Origin of the sequence: Sutcliffiella sp. NC1, from assembly GCF_027594365.1 — a bacterium.
Taxonomy (GTDB): domain Bacteria; phylum Bacillota; class Bacilli; order Bacillales; family Bacillaceae_I; genus Sutcliffiella; species Sutcliffiella cohnii.
This window is the reverse complement of record NZ_CP115153.1, coordinates 4,804,073-4,822,492: the sequence shown is the minus strand read 5'-3', so window position 1 is coordinate 4,822,492 and position 18,420 is coordinate 4,804,073. Positions and strand designations below refer to the sequence as shown.

The 18,420-nt window shown below is 36.2% G+C and carries 15 protein-coding genes and 1 riboswitch; of the genes, 9 read left to right on the top strand and 6 right to left on the bottom strand.

Annotated features, from left to right (window positions below):
• The first annotated feature begins 141 nt into the window (after nucleotides 1-141).
• The 3 genes from O1A01_RS24775 (at nucleotide 142) to O1A01_RS24765 (ending at nucleotide 1,584) form a co-directional block, all read left to right on the top strand.
• Entirely contained in the window at nucleotides 142-330 is a 189-nt protein-coding gene (locus O1A01_RS24775; RefSeq protein WP_270065295.1) for a hypothetical protein, read from the top strand.
• 45 nt (nucleotides 331-375) lie between these two features.
• Nucleotides 376-651: a hypothetical protein gene (locus O1A01_RS24770; RefSeq protein ID WP_270065294.1), complete on the top strand. Its 276-nt coding sequence runs from the start codon at nucleotides 376-378 to the stop codon at nucleotides 649-651.
• Between the two features lie 114 nt (nucleotides 652-765).
• Nucleotides 766-1,584, top strand: coding sequence for a TraX family protein (locus O1A01_RS24765; RefSeq protein ID WP_270065293.1), 819 nt, complete (start codon nucleotides 766-768; stop codon nucleotides 1,582-1,584).
• Between the two features lie 170 nt (nucleotides 1,585-1,754).
• Here the strand turns inward: O1A01_RS24765 and O1A01_RS24760 are convergent, their stop codons facing one another.
• Nucleotides 1,755-3,311 carry an ABC-F family ATP-binding cassette domain-containing protein gene (locus tag O1A01_RS24760; protein WP_270065292.1) on the bottom strand — a complete coding sequence of 519 codons (1,557 nt, stop codon included), beginning with the start codon at nucleotides 3,309-3,311 and terminating at the stop codon, nucleotides 1,755-1,757.
• Between the two features lie 161 nt (nucleotides 3,312-3,472).
• Between O1A01_RS24760 and O1A01_RS24755 the strand changes: the two genes are divergently transcribed.
• From O1A01_RS24755 to O1A01_RS24735, 5 genes are all read left to right on the top strand, one after another.
• Nucleotides 3,473-5,659, top strand: a complete 2,187-nt coding sequence (locus O1A01_RS24755) for a DNA topoisomerase III (RefSeq protein ID WP_270065291.1) — start codon at nucleotides 3,473-3,475, stop codon at nucleotides 5,657-5,659.
• Nucleotides 5,660-5,756: 97 nt separating this feature from the next.
• Nucleotides 5,757-6,851: a PRK06851 family protein gene (locus O1A01_RS24750; RefSeq protein WP_270065290.1), complete on the top strand. Its 1,095-nt coding sequence runs from the start codon at nucleotides 5,757-5,759 to the stop codon at nucleotides 6,849-6,851.
• Nucleotides 6,852-7,117: 266 nt separating this feature from the next.
• The gene (locus O1A01_RS24745; RefSeq protein ID WP_066416007.1) at nucleotides 7,118-7,591 is read left to right on the top strand and encodes a hypothetical protein; all 474 of its coding nucleotides are present in this window, start codon (nucleotides 7,118-7,120) and stop codon (nucleotides 7,589-7,591) included.
• A 242-nt stretch (nucleotides 7,592-7,833) separates the two neighbouring features.
• Nucleotides 7,834-7,932: riboswitch (SAM riboswitch) on the top strand.
• A gap of 59 nt (nucleotides 7,933-7,991) precedes the next feature.
• Nucleotides 7,992-9,023 carry an LLM class flavin-dependent oxidoreductase gene (locus tag O1A01_RS24740; RefSeq protein ID WP_066416010.1) on the top strand — a complete coding sequence of 344 codons (1,032 nt, stop codon included), beginning with the start codon at nucleotides 7,992-7,994 and terminating at the stop codon, nucleotides 9,021-9,023.
• A gap of 14 nt (nucleotides 9,024-9,037) precedes the next feature.
• The gene (locus O1A01_RS24735) at nucleotides 9,038-9,976 is read left to right on the top strand and encodes an ATP-grasp domain-containing protein (protein WP_066416013.1); all 939 of its coding nucleotides are present in this window, start codon (nucleotides 9,038-9,040) and stop codon (nucleotides 9,974-9,976) included.
• A 118-nt stretch (nucleotides 9,977-10,094) separates the two neighbouring features.
• On the opposite strand, the gene O1A01_RS24730 is transcribed toward O1A01_RS24735, so the two are convergent.
• From O1A01_RS24730 to O1A01_RS24720, 3 genes are all read right to left on the bottom strand, one after another.
• Complete coding sequence (locus O1A01_RS24730; RefSeq protein WP_066416015.1) at nucleotides 10,095-10,994, bottom strand: DUF1002 domain-containing protein; 900 nt, start codon at nucleotides 10,992-10,994, stop codon at nucleotides 10,095-10,097.
• A gap of 779 nt (nucleotides 10,995-11,773) precedes the next feature.
• Nucleotides 11,774-13,120, bottom strand: coding sequence for a YjiH family protein (locus O1A01_RS24725; protein WP_066416023.1), 1,347 nt, complete (start codon nucleotides 13,118-13,120; stop codon nucleotides 11,774-11,776).
• Nucleotides 13,121-13,263: 143 nt separating this feature from the next.
• Nucleotides 13,264-14,292: an HD-GYP domain-containing protein gene (locus tag O1A01_RS24720; RefSeq protein WP_066416024.1), complete on the bottom strand. Its 1,029-nt coding sequence runs from the start codon at nucleotides 14,290-14,292 to the stop codon at nucleotides 13,264-13,266.
• A gap of 190 nt (nucleotides 14,293-14,482) precedes the next feature.
• On the opposite strand from O1A01_RS24720, the gene O1A01_RS24715 reads away from it, so the two are divergent.
• Nucleotides 14,483-15,343: a Cof-type HAD-IIB family hydrolase gene (locus O1A01_RS24715; protein WP_066416026.1), complete on the top strand. Its 861-nt coding sequence runs from the start codon at nucleotides 14,483-14,485 to the stop codon at nucleotides 15,341-15,343.
• A 48-nt stretch (nucleotides 15,344-15,391) separates the two neighbouring features.
• Here the strand turns inward: O1A01_RS24715 and O1A01_RS24710 are convergent, their stop codons facing one another.
• Nucleotides 15,392-16,717 carry a short-chain fatty acid transporter gene (locus tag O1A01_RS24710; protein WP_270065289.1) on the bottom strand — a complete coding sequence of 442 codons (1,326 nt, stop codon included), beginning with the start codon at nucleotides 16,715-16,717 and terminating at the stop codon, nucleotides 15,392-15,394.
• Between the two features lie 140 nt (nucleotides 16,718-16,857).
• Nucleotides 16,858-18,375: a BCCT family transporter gene (locus O1A01_RS24705; RefSeq protein ID WP_270065288.1), complete on the bottom strand. Its 1,518-nt coding sequence runs from the start codon at nucleotides 18,373-18,375 to the stop codon at nucleotides 16,858-16,860.
• Nucleotides 18,376-18,420 lie beyond the last annotated feature (45 nt).

Genomic DNA, 18,420 nt, shown 5'->3' with positions numbered 1-18,420 from the left:
GTGGTAAAAAACAACTTATAAAATTACATTAGCTGACCTTGCTTTTCTTGTTTTTGAAAGAATTTACAAAACATTTAAATTATTTTAATGAAACTTTGATACCCTTGAATAGAATCATAATTTAATAGGAGGATGAGTAGAATGAAAAGATTGTCAATTCTATCGATAGCAGTTCTATTGCTAATTAGTTTTGTTAACATTGTTTCAGCAGAGACATCTTATGAAGTAAAGAATGATGAGAACTTGGGTCCTACAACAGAAAATAGTGGAGTTTCTACAGAACCACCGCTAACCCAAGAGGAAAAAGAAGGGGAATTCTCAACATTTTGAGAGTATCCACCTACTACATCCCATGATGTCTTCAAAGATGGTCGATTGACTTTCAGTGGTCAAGCAGCTAGATCTAATTTATATACAAATAAGCTTTTTACAGGATCTAGCTCTTATAAAATACAGATGAGCAACTCCCATTCGACCCAATTAAAAGTGGAACTTTACAAAAAAGGTTTCTGGTACGATAGTCTTGTAACAACTTATTACGTAACCCCAGGTTATACTAGATATGGTTATCCGAGTGGACTGGATCATTCAGCAGATTACTATTTACTGTTTTATGCGCCAAGTAATTTCTCAGGATATGTGGAATATTAATAAACTTTACCATTAAAAAACTATCGCCATAGTATGAATAATAAAGAAAATGCTAAGTAATAACATACTCTAGCATTTTATTTTATGATATTCAAAATAGTGAGGGGGCTAAATATGACTACTACTAAATTGAAAATAATCGCTTTAATTTCGATGTTTATCGATCATTGTGGTCTTTTTATCCCTGATACACCAGAATGGTTTCGATGGATAGGTAGAATTGCAGCTCCTATTTTTATTTTTTGTGTCGTTATCGGTTTCAAACATACTTCAAATAAAATAAAGTACCTTACCAGGTTATACATATTTACTGTTGGTATGGCTTTATTAAACATAATTATCAATTATAGTGTTTATTACAAGTCATTTAGAGGATTAATAGAAATTAATAATTATTACATCCTCAATAACTTCTTTGCCCCATTATTCTTCATCGTATTGCTTTTATCTTTATTAGAAAACAAAAAGCTAAAATATATCGTTATACTTTTTGTTTGGCAAATCATTTCTAGTGTTATATTTTTTCTCCTTGTAGAAGGATTCGAAATATTTGTTCCAAGTGATGTGAAGCCAAATTATTTTTTTCTTGGAACTATATTCGGAAACGTTTTACTTATGGAGGGTGGGATACTCACTGTTTTTCTAGGAGTATTGTTCTACTATTTGAACGCAAATAAGTTTAAAATGGCAAGTGGATATACTATGTTCTGTATTGTTATTCTTTTAGTTAATCAAAAGTTGAACCCAATGACATTACCAGGCTTTGTTTCTCTTTTATTTCCATTTGCGGACTACCAATGGATGAAGATTTTTGCTTTGCCTCTTTTCCTACTTTATAACGGTAAAAAAGGGAGGGGATTAAAATATCTTTTTTACATATTCTATCCTGTACACATTGTTTTACTTTATTTCATAGGCTTTTACATAAGATAGTATACTTCTTCTTTATATTTCTATGTCAATGAAATTATTCTTAAGCTTTGGAATTTCCAAAGTCCGACACCATTACTGACTTATATAGAAGGAGATTGTGGTTAATCAATAAAGTGTATTCTAATGAATAACCGATCTCCTAATAATTTAATTTATACACCGAGAGGGAACTATTTTGTAGCTTGTTCAGCCCATTCTTCTACGTTCCATACTTTTGTTACCCAGTCTTCATAAAAGCTAGGCTCATGGGAAACGAGTAAAACAGTTCCTTTATAAGCTTTTATCGCACGTTTTAATTCTTCCTTCGCAACAACATCTAAATGGTTTGTCGGTTCATCAAATACGAGCCAGTTGCTCTCATGCATCATTAGTTTACATAAGCGTACTTTTGCTTGTTCTCCACCACTTAATTGATTTAATGGACGAGATATATGTTCATTTTTCAAGCCGCAACGAGCAAGTGCTGCGCGGACTTGGTGTTGATCCATCGAAGGAAATGCTGCCCATACATCATCAATAGGTGTAATGTTTCCAGCTTTCATTTCTTGTTCAAAGTAAGATGGAAAAACAAAATCTCCTATCATTCGTTTGCCGCTTAATGGTTCTATCTTACCTAAAATAGTTTTCAATAGTGTAGATTTCCCTACTCCGTTAGATCCTACAACGGCTATGCGGTCTCCACGTTCAATTGTCACATTCATTTTAGGAAATAGTGGTTCAGAATAACCAACTTCTAAATCAATTCCTTCAAATACGTATCGAGAGCTTGCTCGACTTTCTTTAAATTCGAAAGTAGGCTTCATTGCAGTTTCTGGGCGATCAATTCGTTCCATTCGGTCTAACTGCTTTTGCCTACTTTTAGCACGTCCCGTAGTGGAATAACGTGCTTTATTTTTCGCAATGAAATCTTCTTGCTTTTTAATAAATTCACGTTGCTTTTCGTACGCATTAATATGCTGATTTTTATTAATTTCAGCCAGCTCTAGAAACTTTTCGTATGTTGCTGTGTATCGTGTTAATTTCGAAAACTCTAAATGGAAAATAACATCAACAACACCGTTCATAAATTCTGTATCATGCGAAATTAAAAGAAATGCATACGGATATTCTTTTAAATATTGTGCTAACCAACGAATATGTTCTACGTCTAAATAGTTCGTCGGCTCGTCTAGTAAAAGAACTTTTGGTTGTTCTAATAATAGTTTCGCAAGTAATACCTTTGTACGCTGTCCACCACTTAAAGCTGCAACGTCACGATCTAGTCCAATTGCATCTAAACCTAATCCACGCGCTGTTTCTTCAATTTTAATATCTAAATTATAAAAGCCACCAGCGTCTAAATGATCTTGAATTTCTCCCATTTTCTCGAGCAACACTTCTAACTCATCTGGAGTAGCTGTAGCCATTTTTTCGGTAATTTCGTTCAATTCTTTTTCTTTTTCGAACAGTGGTAAAAAGGCATCACGAAGCACGTCACGCATTGATTTCCCGGGTGTTAATACAGTATGTTGATCTAAATAACCGTAATGTGTATTAGGTGTCCACTCCACAAGTCCAGCATCATGGACAATTTCTCCAGTAATAATGTTCATTAGTGTAGATTTCCCTACACCATTTGCTCCTACTAACCCAATATGATCGCCAGGTAGCAGGCGGAAAGAAACGTTTTTGAAGAGGGTACGATCCCCAAATGTATGACTTAAATTATCTATCGTTAATAAACTCATTTATATTCCATCCTTTATTAATAGGCTCATAAACATAATAATACTAAAATATTGGGAAGAACGCTATGCCAATTACTAGTGAAATTCCCTCATTCATTGCATGAACGCAAAGAATATGCCAAGATAATGAATAGGACAAAAAGGAAAGCTGAGGAACGTGTATGACAAAAAAATTAGTGCTAGCAGAAAAGCCTTCTGTTGGTAGAGATATAGCAAGAGTATTAAAATGCGATAAAAAAGGAAATGGCTTTTTAGAAGGAAAAGATTATATTGTAACGTGGGCGCTTGGCCATCTTGTTACACATGCGGATCCAGAAAGCTATGATGATAAATATAAAACGTGGAAGCTAGAAGATCTCCCGATGTTACCTGAACGTTTAAAGCTCGTTGTCATAAAAAAGACAGGGAAACAATTCAATGCAGTAAAATCACAATTAGTTCGTAAAGATGTTTCTGAAATTATTATCGCAACAGATGCCGGGCGTGAAGGAGAACTTGTTGCCCGCTGGATTATTGAAAAAGCAAAAGTAAACAAACCAATCAAACGTTTATGGATATCCTCCGTAACAGACCGTGCCATTAGAGAAGGATTTCAAAAGCTTCGCAATGGAAAAGAGTATGAGAACTTGTACCATTCAGCGGTTGCTAGAGCAGAGGCCGATTGGATTGTCGGAATGAACGCGACAAGAGCGCTTACGACAAAATATAATGCACAACTATCTGCCGGGCGAGTACAGACGCCAACGATCGCAATGATTGCAAAACGTGAGGAAGAGATTCGTTCCTTCCAACCAAAAGCATACTACGGTGTACAAGTTGTCACGAACAACGGACTCGTTTTTACATGGAAAGAATCTAACCAAACGAGAACATTCGAAAAAGAGAAAGCAGAACAGATTGCAAATTCCATAAAAGGAAAGACCGTAAATATAAAAAACGTTCAAAAGACGAAGAAAAAAAGCTTTGCTCCTGGATTATATGACTTAACAGAGCTACAACGAGATGCGAATAGAATATTCGGATACTCAGCTAAAGAAACGTTGTCTATTATGCAAAAATTATATGAACAACATAAAGTGTTAACATATCCTAGAACAGATTCCCGCTATCTTTCTTCTGATATTGTTGAGACATTAAAAGAACGTGTTGAAGCAGTTAGTGTAAAACCATACACACCAATCGCCCAAAGAATTTTAAAAAATCCAATCCGTACGAACAAATCGTTTGTTAATGATGAAAAAGTATCGGACCACCATGCGATTATCCCGACAGAGGAAACAGTATTTTTAGCAAAACTGTCTGATAAAGAACGAAAAATATACGACCTTGTTGTCAAACGATTTTTAGCAGTACTCCTACCTCCATTTGAGTACGAACAAACGACATTGGAGGCAGAGGTTGCTAATCATTCCTTCACAGCTAAAGGTAAAATAGTGCTTTCAAACGGTTGGAAAGATGTATTCGGAAATGTAGTAGATGAAGACTCCGAAGCATCAGATGTGAAAGATCAATTACTACCTTCCATGAACGAGGGTGATACGTTAACGATTCAAAAGGTTAATAAAACGAGTGGTGAAACGAAACCGCCAAGTCGATTTAATGAAGGAACATTGCTTGCTGCGATGGAAAACCCAGCGAAATTTATGGATGAGGCTAGTCAAGACGTGAAGAAAACGTTAGGCGAAACAGGTGGAATTGGTACTGTTGCGACAAGAGCGGATATTATCGAAAAACTATTTAATAGTTTTCTTATTGAGAAAAAAGGGCAAGAAATTCATATTACGTCTAAAGGGAAGCAGTTACTAGATTTAGTTCCTAAAGAGCTAAAAACACCAGCACTAACTGCCGAGTGGGAACAAAAGCTTTCCAGCATTGCGAAAGGGAAATTGCCTCAAAAAGCGTTTATTAATGACATGCGCGATTATGCGAAAGAAATTGTTCATGAAGTGAAAAACAGCACACAGAAATTTAAACATGACAACGTAACCGGAACGAAATGTCCAGATTGCGGTAAACTTTTATTGGAAGTCAACGGCAAGCGCGGAAAAATGCTCGTCTGTCAAGATCGTGAATGCGGGCATAAAAAGAATGTTGCACGATTAACAAACGCGCGTTGTCCTAAATGTCGCAAAAAACTAGAGCTTCGTGGTGAAGGAGAAGGGCAAATTTTCGCTTGCGTTTGTGGGCACCGTGAGAAGCTTTCGACGTTCCAACAAAAGCGTAAAAACAGTAATAACCAAAAAGCAACGAAGCGTGATGTTCATAAATATATGAAACAAAATAATAAAGAAGAGCCATTAAATACAGCATTAGCAGATGCATTGAAAAAACTGAAGTTAGATAAATAAGGAAAAATCTAGGTATTCACCTATTTTAGCCCCTTCGCATATGTTAGGAGAAGAAAGTAGTAGTTAAAAAACCTAACATTCGTAAGGGGTGTTTTTTTTGGCAGGAAACATATTAAATTACTATGCCGGTGGAAATACAGCAAGAGGATTTTACAGTTTATATGAATCAAATTTAGAAGGTTTGGACCGTGTATTCATTTTAAAAGGTGGTCCGGGAATTGGGAAGTCAACAATGATAAAAAAATTAGGTCAACGTTGGAACGAGGCCGGGTTTGATATAGAATATTTACATTGTTCGTCTGATACAGGGTCTGTCGACGGGCTAATTATTCGAAGCATCGGTGTCGGTATTGTGGACGGAACGGCACCTCACGTTATTGAACCGACAGCTCCAGGTGCAATTGAGGAATATATAAATTTAGGAGAAGCATGGGATTCGAAAAAACTAGCTCACCGTAAAATTGAAATTTTAGAACTTGCCCATCAAAAAAAGCAAGCGTTTGAGACGGCGTATGCAACGTTTAACAAAGCGCTTAAAATCCATGATGAGTGGGAACGTTATTTTATTCATAATATGAGTTTCGAACGAGCAAATAAATTAGCCGATGAGCTAATTGAAAAGCTTTTTGATGGAAATACGTTAACAAAACAAGCGGACGTTAAACACCGATTTCTCGGTGCAGCAACTCCGGTCGGTGCGGTAGACTTCGTTCCAAATATAACGGAAGGATTAAAAAAGCGTTATTTTATAAAAGGTCGTCCAGGGTCTGGAAAATCTACTCTATTAAAAAAGCTAGTTAAACATTGCGAAAAAACAGGTTATGACGTTGAAGTATATCATTGTGGCTTTGACCCTCATAGTTTAGATATGGTTGTCGTCAGAGAACTAGGATTTGCAATTTTTGATAGTACAGCTCCACATGAATATTTCCCAAGTCGCGACGGGGATGAAATTTTAGATATGTACGATTTAACGATTCGTGAAGGTACGGATGAAAGATACGAGAAAGAAATAGAAAAAGTGAGTAAACAATATAGTGAAAAAATGAAAGAAGCAATATCGCATTTAGCAGAAGCGAAGGAATGGCATTTGAAGCTAGAAGCAATTTATGTAAATGCGATGGATTATAAAGTGATAGATGAGAAAACAGAATGGATACATGAACAAATGGAAAAACTAGTGAAGCATTAATGTAATGAAGAGGCTGAGACAAAACTAAATTAGTCATAATAAAAAACGAACTATCGCAGAATTAGCGAAGTATATTTCCGGAGCGAGTTTTTCCCAGTATATTTCTTGTTCTTTTACTATGATGAAAATAGTTATGTCTCAACCTCTATTTATTATTTCAAAAATATATAAATTTTAAAAATTACGTATATGACGTTTTATATATACGAAAACTAGAAAAAAGTGTACACTACACACGTATATTAACAGCAAAGGGAGACGTCATAATGAAAAAGTGGACAATCTTACTTATTTTCGTTACATTATCATTTTTAACAGCATGTGGAGCAAACAGCAATAACGCTAGCGAGGGAGCACAAGAGCAATTAGCAGCTCCTGAACATGATGAAAAACAAGACCAAAAAGTTTTAATGAACATACAAATGGAGTTAATCGAAATGGTACGTCCTCATTTGAGCGCAATTACTAATTACGAGCAAACAGGTGAAGGCGAAGAAGAAGCAAAAGCTGCAGCGAACAAAATTGCAAACGAGCTTCGTGCAATGGAAGTTTCAACGGAGCTAACGGAACAATACCGTACAGATGTGGAAGAAGCGATAGAACTTTTTGCGCAATATTTTGAAGAGCGTGTAGATGGTGAAAATGCAGAAGAAAAACTAGCTGCATTCCACAAGCAAATTGCTACTCCATATATAGAGGCAGGATTATTAGAGCCGAATTTTGAAAAAGAAGTTCAATAAATAATTAGAAGAGTGTTACTGTGAAGTAGCGCTCTTTTTTTATATTAAGTGGTTATGGAAAACATAACATTAACATAAGAAAGATTGAGTGTAACTCCTGACAAATGCTTGTCGGGCCAGTGAGCCGCCTCTGGTTTTGTTCTTGTAATACTATTCTAATAAAAGATTATTGCAAATACTTTACCTTTTTAGTTTACTAAACACCAAGTTTTGTGGTAGGATTACCATAAATTGAATAAAATTCTTTATCAAGAGTGGTGGAGGGACTGGCCCTTTGAAACCCGGCAACCTTTATAAAAAGGTGCTAAATCCAGCAAGGTATATACCTTGGAAGATAAGGAGAAAAGCTAACTGCTGCCTTCTTCTTATCGAAGAAGCTTTTTTTATAGGGGGAAAAGAGATGAAATTTGGTTTTTGGTTACCTATTTTTGGCGGTTGGCTACGAAATGTTGAAGATGAAAAAATGCCGCCTACATTTAATTATGCAAAAGAAGTAATACAAAAGGCAGAAAAATGGGGATATGATACAACATTAATCGCAGAATTGTATTTAAATGATATAAAAGGTCCTGAAAGTGATAGTTTAGAAGCTTGGTCTACTGCAGCAGCATTAGCTTCAGTAACGGAGAAAATAGAAATTATGACCGCTATCCGTCCTGGCTTTCATAATCCAGCAGTCGCGGCAAAAATGGCTGCTAATATTGATCACATTAGCAATGGCCGTTTTACACTTAACGTCGTTTCAGCTTGGTGGGAAGAAGAAGCGAAGCAGTATGGCGGAGTATTTACGGAACATGATGATCGTTATGATCGTACGCAAGAATTTTTAGATGTTTTAAAAGGTCTTTGGACAGAAGATTCTTTTAGTTATAAAGGAAAATTTTATGAACTCTCTAATACAAAACTGTTTCCAAAGCCAGTCCAACGTCCGAACCCTATTCTTTATGCAGGTGGGGAAAGTGAGAAAGGGAAACAAGTAATCTCTTCAAATTGTGATGCTTATGTCATGCACGGCGGAACGGTTGAAGAAGTGCAAGTTAAAATAGAAGATATGAAGGCTAGAAGAGAAGCGTTAAAGAAAGAGCCTTTACAATCGTTTGGAATGGCAGCATATGTCATATGCCGAGATACAGAAGAAGAAGCACAAGCAGAATTAAATAGAATTACGAATGTGAAAGAATCGAGTGCATACGCAGGGTATAAAGATTTTACGGGCAAATCACAGCTTGAACAGCAAGTGAAGTTACAGGATTATTCTGTTTCCAATAGAGGATTAAGACCAAATTTAATAGGCACACCTGAGCAAATTGCGGAAAAAATAAAAGCATACGAGGCAGCTGGGGTAGACTTATTATTACTGCAATTTTCTCCTCAACTAGAAGAGATGGAACGATTTGCACAACAAGTTATACCGTTAGTCAACAAAGGTTAAGGAGGAATTTTACGATGGAGAAGATCTATATCATTCACGAAAATAAAGAATGGACTGTACATTTAACGAAAAGATTGGAAGAGCTCCAATTACCATATGAAGAGTGGCATTTAGATGAGGGGACTGTCCCTTTAAATGAAGTGCCACCAGAGGGTGTTTTTTATAATCGAATGAGTGCGTCGTCTCACACGAGAGATCACCGATTTGCGCCAGAATTAACGAGCGCTGTATTAACTTGGTTAGAGCATCATGGCCGGACAGTATTTAATGGAAGCAGAGCGCTACAATTAGAATTAAGTAAAGTAGTCCAATATTCGGAGTTAGAAAAGCATGGAGTTCGTACACCAACAACGATTGCGGCCGTTGGAAGAAAACAAATTGTAGAAGCGGCCAAAAAATTGGGGCATGAATCGTTTATTACGAAACATAACCGGGCGGGAAAAGGACTTGGTGTACAGCTGTTTAATTCTATTGAAAGTTTAGAGGCATACGTAAATAGCCCGGCATTTGAAGAGCCAGTTGATGGAATTACGTTAATACAACAATATATAAAATCACCAGAATCGTACATTACTCGTTGTGAGTTTGTTGGTGGAAAGTTCCTATATGCCGTGAAAGTAGACACGTCAGAAGGATTCGAGCTTTGCCCGGCAGATGCATGTCAAATTGGGGACTTATTTTGTCCGGTTGGGGAAGAAGTAGAAGAGAAGCCGAAATTTCAAATTATTGAAGACTTCCATGATCCGATTATCGAAAAGTATGAAGCGGTTTTAAAAAGTAACAATATCAATGTTGCAGGAATTGAATTTATCCGCAATAGTGACGGAGAAATTTACACATATGACATAAACACAAATACAAATTACAATAGCGATGCAGAGCAAAAAGCAGGCAAATACGGAATGCTCGAGCTTGCAAAGTTTCTTGGCAAACAACTAAAAGTTCAAGTTTAATACGAAAAGGGCTGCTCCTCATAACGGAACAGCTCTTTCTATATTTCCCGCGGAAACATACCGCAGTGAAACGGTCTAATTTTTTTATATCTCTAGGATAGAATGTAAGTCAGTTCTCTTACTTAAATAAATTCGCAATTGATTGGAATAGGTCCCGGAAAAAGTCTTTCACACCTTGCCAAAATCCACTATCGCCCATAACACTATCAATTCGGTCTTTAATATCTTTCGTAATATCTTCTAATTGATTACGCACGTTATCAAAATTAATATTCAACGACCGCATTTTTTCAAACAGGTCAATTAATAGTTGGCGGTCTTCCGGGCTTAATTCAATGTTTAAACGGCTTAACTGGTCTTCTACAATTTTTTCTACTTCTTCACGAGTTACCGGATTTTGTTCTGCAATTTGTTTTTTAATCTCTGTTAATAACTCACTTACTTTTTCTTTATCTACTTCTTCTGCTAACTTCGTTGCGATGCTTAACTCTTCATTCGCAACTTCCATTCGATCTTTATCAAGCTCCGCACCTTTTGCATCGTATGCTTTATAAATTCCGACTAAGGCAGAATGACCCGTTACTTTTACGGGAGAGGCTACTTCTACAACCGCATCTTCAACACCTGCAGTTAAAAGTGCGTTCGCATACATTTCTCTCGTTACTTCTGTAATATTATCGGGAGTAATAATATCGACTGTTAACCCTACTCCTTGTTCCTTTAACGTAATTTTCGCTGAAGAAAACATACGGGAGTTTGGATTACCATTCAAATATGTTTTTAAATCGTCGCCAGTTACTGTAATGTGATCAACAAGGTCAGGGTTTGTAACTCCTAACAATCGTTTTACTTCTTCTTTTTGTGTGTCTGTTAAGGATCCACCATATACAACTATAGGAAAACCTAATTTTTCATTAATTACTTCTGTATCATCTTCTCCTGCTGCAAAGCCAATAGATGTAAAAGTCGTGAATGCTAATACTAGGATGAGGAACATTTTTGATAACCTTTTAATCATCGTTTTGTTCTCCTTTATTGTTCATATTCAAAAATACAACGCAAAGTTGCTTGTTCCTATTCTACCACGCTTCCGGCTGTATGTCTTTCCGGAGGCGAACTAATCTAATTCGGGACAAGCTTTTATATATGTATTAATGGAGTAATACGTTTAGAACAAGTATATTGGATCAATCAGGCGTAAAGAGAAGGAGGATGAGCTAACTTTATTATCACTTAGCATCTATTTGCCATAGGTTATAAAGCGTGAGAGGTGCGTCAATAAACTTATCAAGTGCGTCAAAAAACTCGCGGAGAGCGTCAATTATGCCTTCAGCAGTGATCAAATATGTAGAAATCCACGCAAAAAGCGAGTTCAAGTAATGGAGAGGAACGGACTTAACTTTACACAACCAATCTATTAATAAGATAGACACCTATGGAAGTGAAATTTGCACCATGAGGAATGAAAATAGGGGGCTTATTTTTGAACTACTATAAGGTTTTTCCTTTCAAGGTCCAGAACCGAGAGTGGGACGTAGCGGAAGGTGTGAGACTCCAGCGGGAGTAGCGTGAGCCTTGAGACCCCGCACGAGCGTAGCGAGGAGGAGGCTCAAGTCACGCCCGCGGAAAGCGAGCACCTGCAGCGAAGTGAAACGGACTAAATAAAACGCGTAGTCTACTTTTAGTATAATAACAAACAATGTTATCTTTAATGAAATACTATTTTTTCTAACACATCTATTATCAAGGTAGTTATCAAAAAAAAGAGCACCCAATTTAGGATGCTCTTTACAATCATTAAAAAATCATATGTGCTACTAATGCAATAATAGGTAACGTAATTAACGTACGTAAAATAAAGATAACGAACAATTTACCGAATGAAACAGGGATTTTGGAGCCTAAAATAACTCCTCCTACTTCCGATAAGTAGATTAATTGAGTGACAGACACACAAGCAATGACGAAACGAGTTAATTCGCTCTCAATGCCACTACCTAAAATAGCAGGTAAAAACATATCAGCAAATCCAACAATCATTGTTTCTGCTGCCTCTGCCGCATACGGAATTTGCAATAGCTCTAAAATAGGGATAAACGGCATTCCTAAATATGTGAATACAGGTGTATTTTCTGCAATAATTAAAGCAATAGTACCGAAAGCCATAACGACTGGAGCTACTCCTAACCACATATCTAGTACGTTCTTTCCTCCATCTTGGAAAAACTTACCGATACCTTCGTTTTTCTTGGCACGATCAACAGCTTGATTAAAGCCCCATTTTAAACGAGACTCGCCCTCTGGTACTAAGTCATTGTTTTGTGGCTCAGCTTTCTCATAATGTGTGTCAGCAATACGAGAAAGTGGTGGGATACGTGGCATAATAATCGCTGCAACAATCCCCGCTAAAAGAACTGTAAAGTAAAACGGTAAAAACATATGGCCAAGTCCGATTTCCTCTATTACGACTAAACTAAATGTAATCGATACGACGGAGAAAGTAGTACCAATAACTGCAGCTTCTCTTTTCGTATAATATCCTTGCTCATACTGCTTACTTGTTAACAGTACCCCAATTGTACCGTCACCAAGCCAAGATGCTAAAGAGTCGATAGAAGAACGCCCAGGTAATTTAAAGACAGGACGCATTATCTTTGTTAATAGGGCACCGAATAACTCAAGTAAACCGAAGTTTAATAGTAGTGGTAAAAACAGCCCAGCAAATAAAAATACAGTAAATAATAATGCTAATAAATCGTATAATAATAGACCACCAGTATAGTCAGACCAAACAGCTTCAGGTCCAATTTGGAAAAAAGTCATAATAACTAAAATCATTCCGACTACACGTACAACTGTCCAAAAGATAGATACGTTTAATAAGGAATAAAAGAAAGTACCTTCTTTAATACTCGCAGGTTTTACTAGTTTAAAAACAACAGTAGCAATCCCTATAAATGTAATTAATATTGTCATAATTGCTGGTATTACCGCGTGTAACCAACCTTCTAACGTATTAGCCAGTAATGCAACTGGGATAGTAAACCCACCGTCGATTGGAATAGGGAATATAAATAATAAAATTCCGATAAGTGAAGGAATAGCAAACTTTAATATATCACTTGTAGAATGAGCCTTTTGCATAAAAATGCCTCCTAAAGATTAAATGATTAAATATACAATAAGTGTAATTTTAATGCATTTATGAAATAATGCAAGTATTTTTTTAAAAGTAACCGCTTTCATATTTGTGTTAGTATTTGCCTTTTGAAAAATATGCAAATACATTATGCAAAATCTAATATTTCTAATTGCGATTCTTTGCGCAAATCTATAAAATGATCATCTACTTTTATAACAGGTAAATGTGGTTCATCATGATGAATAAATATAATTTCTCCATGTTTCCCATTATTCAGCAATACTTCATCTCTAATGTGGTTAGATAATAAAAATTGGATGAAGGGCTTAACAATACCAGGATTTAACCTATTTAAGTTAGCTTCTTGAATTAATATTTTCGCTGTTCTAAAAACGTTTTGTTTTTCTCGGTAGCTTCGGTTAGATGATAGAGCGTCATACACGTCCGCAACCGATAAGATTTGAACAAGGTAAGGTATTTTTTCATGACGTAACTTTGTCGGATATCCACTCCCATCTAAACGTTCATGATGCAGCAATGCACCTTGTAACACGATTGGATCCATTTTAGGAATTTGCTTTAATAATTCATATCCATATAACGTATGCTTTTGAATCTCCTTCCATTCTCGTTCAGTTAGTTGTCCAGGCTTTTGTAAAATACTTTTATCAATTAATAGTTTACCAACATCATGATATAGTCCCATATTGCCTAACGTTTTGATCTCTTCTTTCGTGAGACCTTGAATTTTCCCAATAATAGAGGCGTATATTCCTACATTCATGCTGTGCATAAACGTATAATTATCGTAGCTTTTCACTTGTTTTATGTAATGAACAAATAGAGGTTCTTCTATTAACCTATTAATTAGCGGGGTAATAACTTCATTCATTTGTTCAATAGGTGGAGGATTTTTTAACTCCAGTTGCTGAAAAACTGCCCGAAACGAAGTAACGCTACTTTTATATAGACTATTTACTGCTATATAATGTTCGTTGTTTTCTTTGCTTATGGAATCAACTAGAAGAGATGGATGGAAAAAATACTCATGCCTATTTAATTTTTCAATATGCCTCATCGTGAGTTTAGTACCTTTTTTTAGGAGTAAGCTACCCGTAATGGAATATATATCATCGTTTAATACTTTCCCTAAATAGTAGTTAGTAATCTTCATTATCTATTCCTCACGTTATTTTAGTTATTTTTATTATAAGGGAAATAATTTAGTATGAATACAGAAAATTAGAAAAAAAGCATATAAAGGAGAGAGTTTGATTTTTTAATAAAACTTTCATACGATAGTAACAGAGCTAAATTTAATAAGTTTAATGTAGCTAAACCAATAAGAAACGCAGGTGGAATAAATGATTAAATGTATTGCAATCGATATGGATGGAACGTTATTAAACCAAAACCATGTTGTGAGTAAACAAAATGCTGATGCTATTAAACTTGCTCAGCAAAAAGGAATCGAGGTAGTTATTGCAACTGGTCGTTCTTACAAAGAGGCTAGTCCAGTATTAAAAGAAGCTGGAATAGAGACACCTATCATTTGTGTAAACGGTGCTGAAGTACGTTCTGTCGCTGGAGAGGTACAATATTATACTCCGTTACATAATGAGGAAGTAAAAAAAGTTGTAACGGTATTAAACAAGCATGATATTTATTTTGAAATGTATACACAAGCAGGTACATACTCAAACGATTATGATAAAGCATTAGCAACAATTATTGATATTTTTGCGTCTGCAAATAGAACACAGGCATATGAAGAAGTTGTCGAGGCAGCAAAAGAACGTTTTACAGAAGGAAATATTCAAATTATTGATTCTTACGAGGGATTACTAGAAAGTGATGATACGATTGTCTATAAATTACTAGCATTTTCATTAGATAGTAACAATTTAGAAAATGCACGTAACGAATTGAAAAGTATGGAAAAGATTGCTGTTAGTGCTTCAGGTAAAGAAAATATTGAAATTACGAGTGTGGAGGCGCAAAAGGGCATTGCTTTAACTTCATTTACTGCAGAAAGAAACATATCAATGGCAGATGCGATGGCGATAGGAGATAATTTTAACGACATTTCCATGCTAGAGCGTGCTGGTCACTCTGTTGCAATGGGAAATGCCCCTGACGAGGTAAAAAATGCTGCAAAGTCAGTAACAGATACAAACATTAATAGTGGAGTAGCAAAAGCGATACTAAATGCAATAAGTGAATAAATAAAAAAGGATGAACAGTTTGTTCATCCTTTTTTATTATTAATGTCTTTATAGTAATAAGAAAGCTAGTGAGATAATCGCACCACTAACAAATAGTACAATCACACAGAAGCCCATTATATCTTTTGCCTTTAATCCGGCAATAGCCAATGCAGGTAAAGCCCAGAACGGCTGAATCATGTTCGTCCATGCATCTCCCCATGAAACGGCTAATGCAGTTTTTGCAATAGATACATCTAATGTTTGTGCTGCTTCTAACATAACTGGAGCCTGAACTGCCCATTGGCCTCCTCCAGATGGAACGAAGAAGTTAACGATACCTGCACTTAAAAATGCGAAGAAATGGAATGTGTGCTCATTAGAGATATTAACAAATGCTTCAGACATAACTGCTGCGAGTCCAGAAGCTGTCATCATTCCCATAATTCCTGCATAAAAAGGGAATTGTATAATGATTCCGCCAGCACCTTTAACGGCATTAGCAACAGACTGTAAAAAGCTCTTTGGTGTCCAGTGGAAAAGGATTCCTAACGTTAAGAATAGAAAGTTAACGATATCTAAATTTAATCGGAAGCCATTTTGACCGAAATAATATACGAGAAAGCCAAGCCCCATTATAGAAATAACGAGAGAAACAATCCAACTATTTTCTAAACGCTCTGCTGGTGTCATTGCGCTTTTTTCAATGGTAGCAGCTTGTAATGTAGAAGAATCTTCTAATAGATTAGGGTCAACAGTAACTGTCTGATCTTTAGATGGCATCATAAAACGATTTAATAAAGGTAACGTAACAAATAAAACCGCTAATAAAATTAAGTTAGAAGGTGCAAAAATCGTTTCACTCGTCGGAATAACACCAATTAAATCTGCCGAAAAGTGTCCGTCCGTAGCAATGGTAAGTGGAATCGATCCTGAAAAACCACCGTGCCACACAAGGAAACCACTGTAAGCGCTTGCAATTAAAAGACGATAATCTACATTTGTAACTCGTTTCGCTAACTCTTTAGCAAATAGTGCTCCAATAACGAGTCCGAATCCCCAGTTTACCCAGCTTGCAATAATAGAAACAATTGTAACGATAACAATTGCAGCGCCAGGTGTTTTTGCAGTAGAGGCTAAAGCGCCTAACAGTTTTTTGAATACCGGACTACTAGCTAAAACATAACCAGTTACTAGTACAAGTACCATTTGCATTGAGAAGGATAATAACCCCCAAAATCCATTTCCCCAATGTTGTACCATTTCTGCCGGACCACTATTTGTAAAAATAAGACCTAAACCAAAAACGACAAAAGTAAGAATAATAACAAATAAAAACGGATCTGGTAAATAACGTTGCATTAATCGATTAAAAAATCCAATAATAGCTTTCATCTTTTTTCCCCCTTGTTTCAATTTCCCCTCATCCGTATGTTAACTTCTACATTATTCAGTATATTCCTTCTTTTTCGAGAAATGATTATTTTGTCCTATAAAAAAAGCCCTTACTCCTAAGATAAAGGAGTATAGGGCGACTATTTCTTTAAAGGCTTTTCCTTCGGCTTCTTCACGAAGACTTCCTTTTTTAATGCTCTGAAAAGAGAATAGCAAATTGCGATTAAGATGACAGTAAATGGCAATGCGGACACTAATGAAGCGGTTTGGAGTCCTTCTAGTCCACTTGAGAATAGTAAAACAGCAGCAATCGAAGCCATCAGCGTTCCCCAAATGATACGTAAAAATAACGGTGGGTGTAGACTACCATTAGATGTCATCGTTCCTAGGATGAAAGTGGCAGAATCTGCGGAAGTAATTAAGAAAGTTAAAATTAGCAAGATCGAAACGAGTGATAGGACAAAGGTAAACGGAAGTTGTGCGTACGTAGTAAATAATGCAGAAGTAATATCATTATTTACGGCAGTAGCAATGTCCGTTCCTTTAAATAAATCAAAATGTAATGCTGTTCCGCCAAACACGGCAACCCAAAACAGAGCAATGAGAGGAGGGACAACTAGTACCCCTAAAACAAATTCACGTATCGTTCTTCCTCTCGAAACACGAGCTATGAAAGCACCGACAAATGGAGACCACGCGATAGCCCATGCCCAATAAAATATCGTCCAATCTCGTACCCACGTTCCTCCTTGATAAGGAGTAAGACGGAGGCTCGTATTTAAAAAGTTTGATATATAATCTCCAAGCCCAAGTGTAAATGTATTTAAGATAAAAACGGTCGGGCCAAAAATAAATACAAAGAGGGTTAAAACGATGGCCAACGTCAAATTTAAATTACTTAAGTATTTTATCCCTCGATTTAATCCGGTTGTGGTGGAGCTTAAATAAAGTAGTAAAAGAACAAAAACAATAATTAACTGTACTATTCCGTTATTTGGAATTCCAAAAACAATATTCAAGCCACCATTAATCTGCAAAATTCCTAGACCTAAGGAAGTCGCAACACCCATTACAGTAGCGATTACTGCTAAAATATCAATCGGCTTTCGAATATATTGGCGATTACTTGACCCTATAATCGGATTTAACGTAGTAGAAATGAGCCCATCTTCTTTTTTCCGAAATTGAAAATAACCAATCGCGAGACCAACTATTGTAAAAACAGACCATTGACTAACTCCCCAATGAAAAAACGAATATTGCATAGCTGTTCTTGCTGCAACATCTGTTAATGGATCAACAGTCACTCGTGGTGGGATGAAAAAATGACTCATCGGTTCTGCAACACCCCAAAAAACAAGTCCTACGCCAAATCCTGCACTAAACAACATACCGATCCAAGTAAAAAAAGAATATTCTGGCCTACTATCATCAGAGCCTAGTCGTACCTTACCGTATTTTGTAAACGCTAGGGCGATACAAAAAAGTACAAAAAATAGTACCGCTAATAAATAAAACCAACCAAATGCGTATGTAGTAAAGTCGAAAATAGCTCCGGCTACGTTAGCGAAAGCATTAGGGGCTATTGCTCCTATTAGTACTAAAAGAAAAACGGTAATAGAAGAAACCCAAAACACTATTCCAAACTGTTTAAACAATATAATTTCCCCCTCAGTTAGTTGGTTGGAAATACAACCAACTAT

What these genes read in the sequence shown, in the direction of transcription:
- O1A01_RS24775 (WP_270065295.1), top strand. Translation starts at nt 142, where the DNA reads ATGAAAAGATTGTCAATTCTATCGATAGCAGTTCTATTGCTAATTAGT.
- O1A01_RS24765 (WP_270065293.1), top strand. Translation starts at nt 766, where the DNA reads ATGACTACTACTAAATTGAAAATAATCGCTTTAATTTCGATGTTTATC.
- O1A01_RS24760 (WP_270065292.1), bottom strand. Translation starts at nt 3,311, where the DNA reads ATGAGTTTATTAACGATAGATAATTTAAGTCATACATTTGGGGATCGT.
- O1A01_RS24755 (WP_270065291.1), top strand. Translation starts at nt 3,473, where the DNA reads ATGACAAAAAAATTAGTGCTAGCAGAAAAGCCTTCTGTTGGTAGAGAT.
- O1A01_RS24745 (WP_066416007.1), top strand. Translation starts at nt 7,118, where the DNA reads ATGAAAAAGTGGACAATCTTACTTATTTTCGTTACATTATCATTTTTA.
- O1A01_RS24740 (WP_066416010.1), top strand. Translation starts at nt 7,992, where the DNA reads ATGAAATTTGGTTTTTGGTTACCTATTTTTGGCGGTTGGCTACGAAAT.
- O1A01_RS24735 (WP_066416013.1), top strand. Translation starts at nt 9,038, where the DNA reads ATGGAGAAGATCTATATCATTCACGAAAATAAAGAATGGACTGTACAT.
- O1A01_RS24730 (WP_066416015.1), bottom strand. Translation starts at nt 10,994, where the DNA reads ATGATTAAAAGGTTATCAAAAATGTTCCTCATCCTAGTATTAGCATTC.
- O1A01_RS24725 (WP_066416023.1), bottom strand. Translation starts at nt 13,120, where the DNA reads ATGCAAAAGGCTCATTCTACAAGTGATATATTAAAGTTTGCTATTCCT.
- O1A01_RS24720 (WP_066416024.1), bottom strand. Translation starts at nt 14,292, where the DNA reads ATGAAGATTACTAACTACTATTTAGGGAAAGTATTAAACGATGATATA.
- O1A01_RS24715 (WP_066416026.1), top strand. Translation starts at nt 14,483, where the DNA reads ATGATTAAATGTATTGCAATCGATATGGATGGAACGTTATTAAACCAA.
- O1A01_RS24710 (WP_270065289.1), bottom strand. Translation starts at nt 16,717, where the DNA reads ATGAAAGCTATTATTGGATTTTTTAATCGATTAATGCAACGTTATTTA.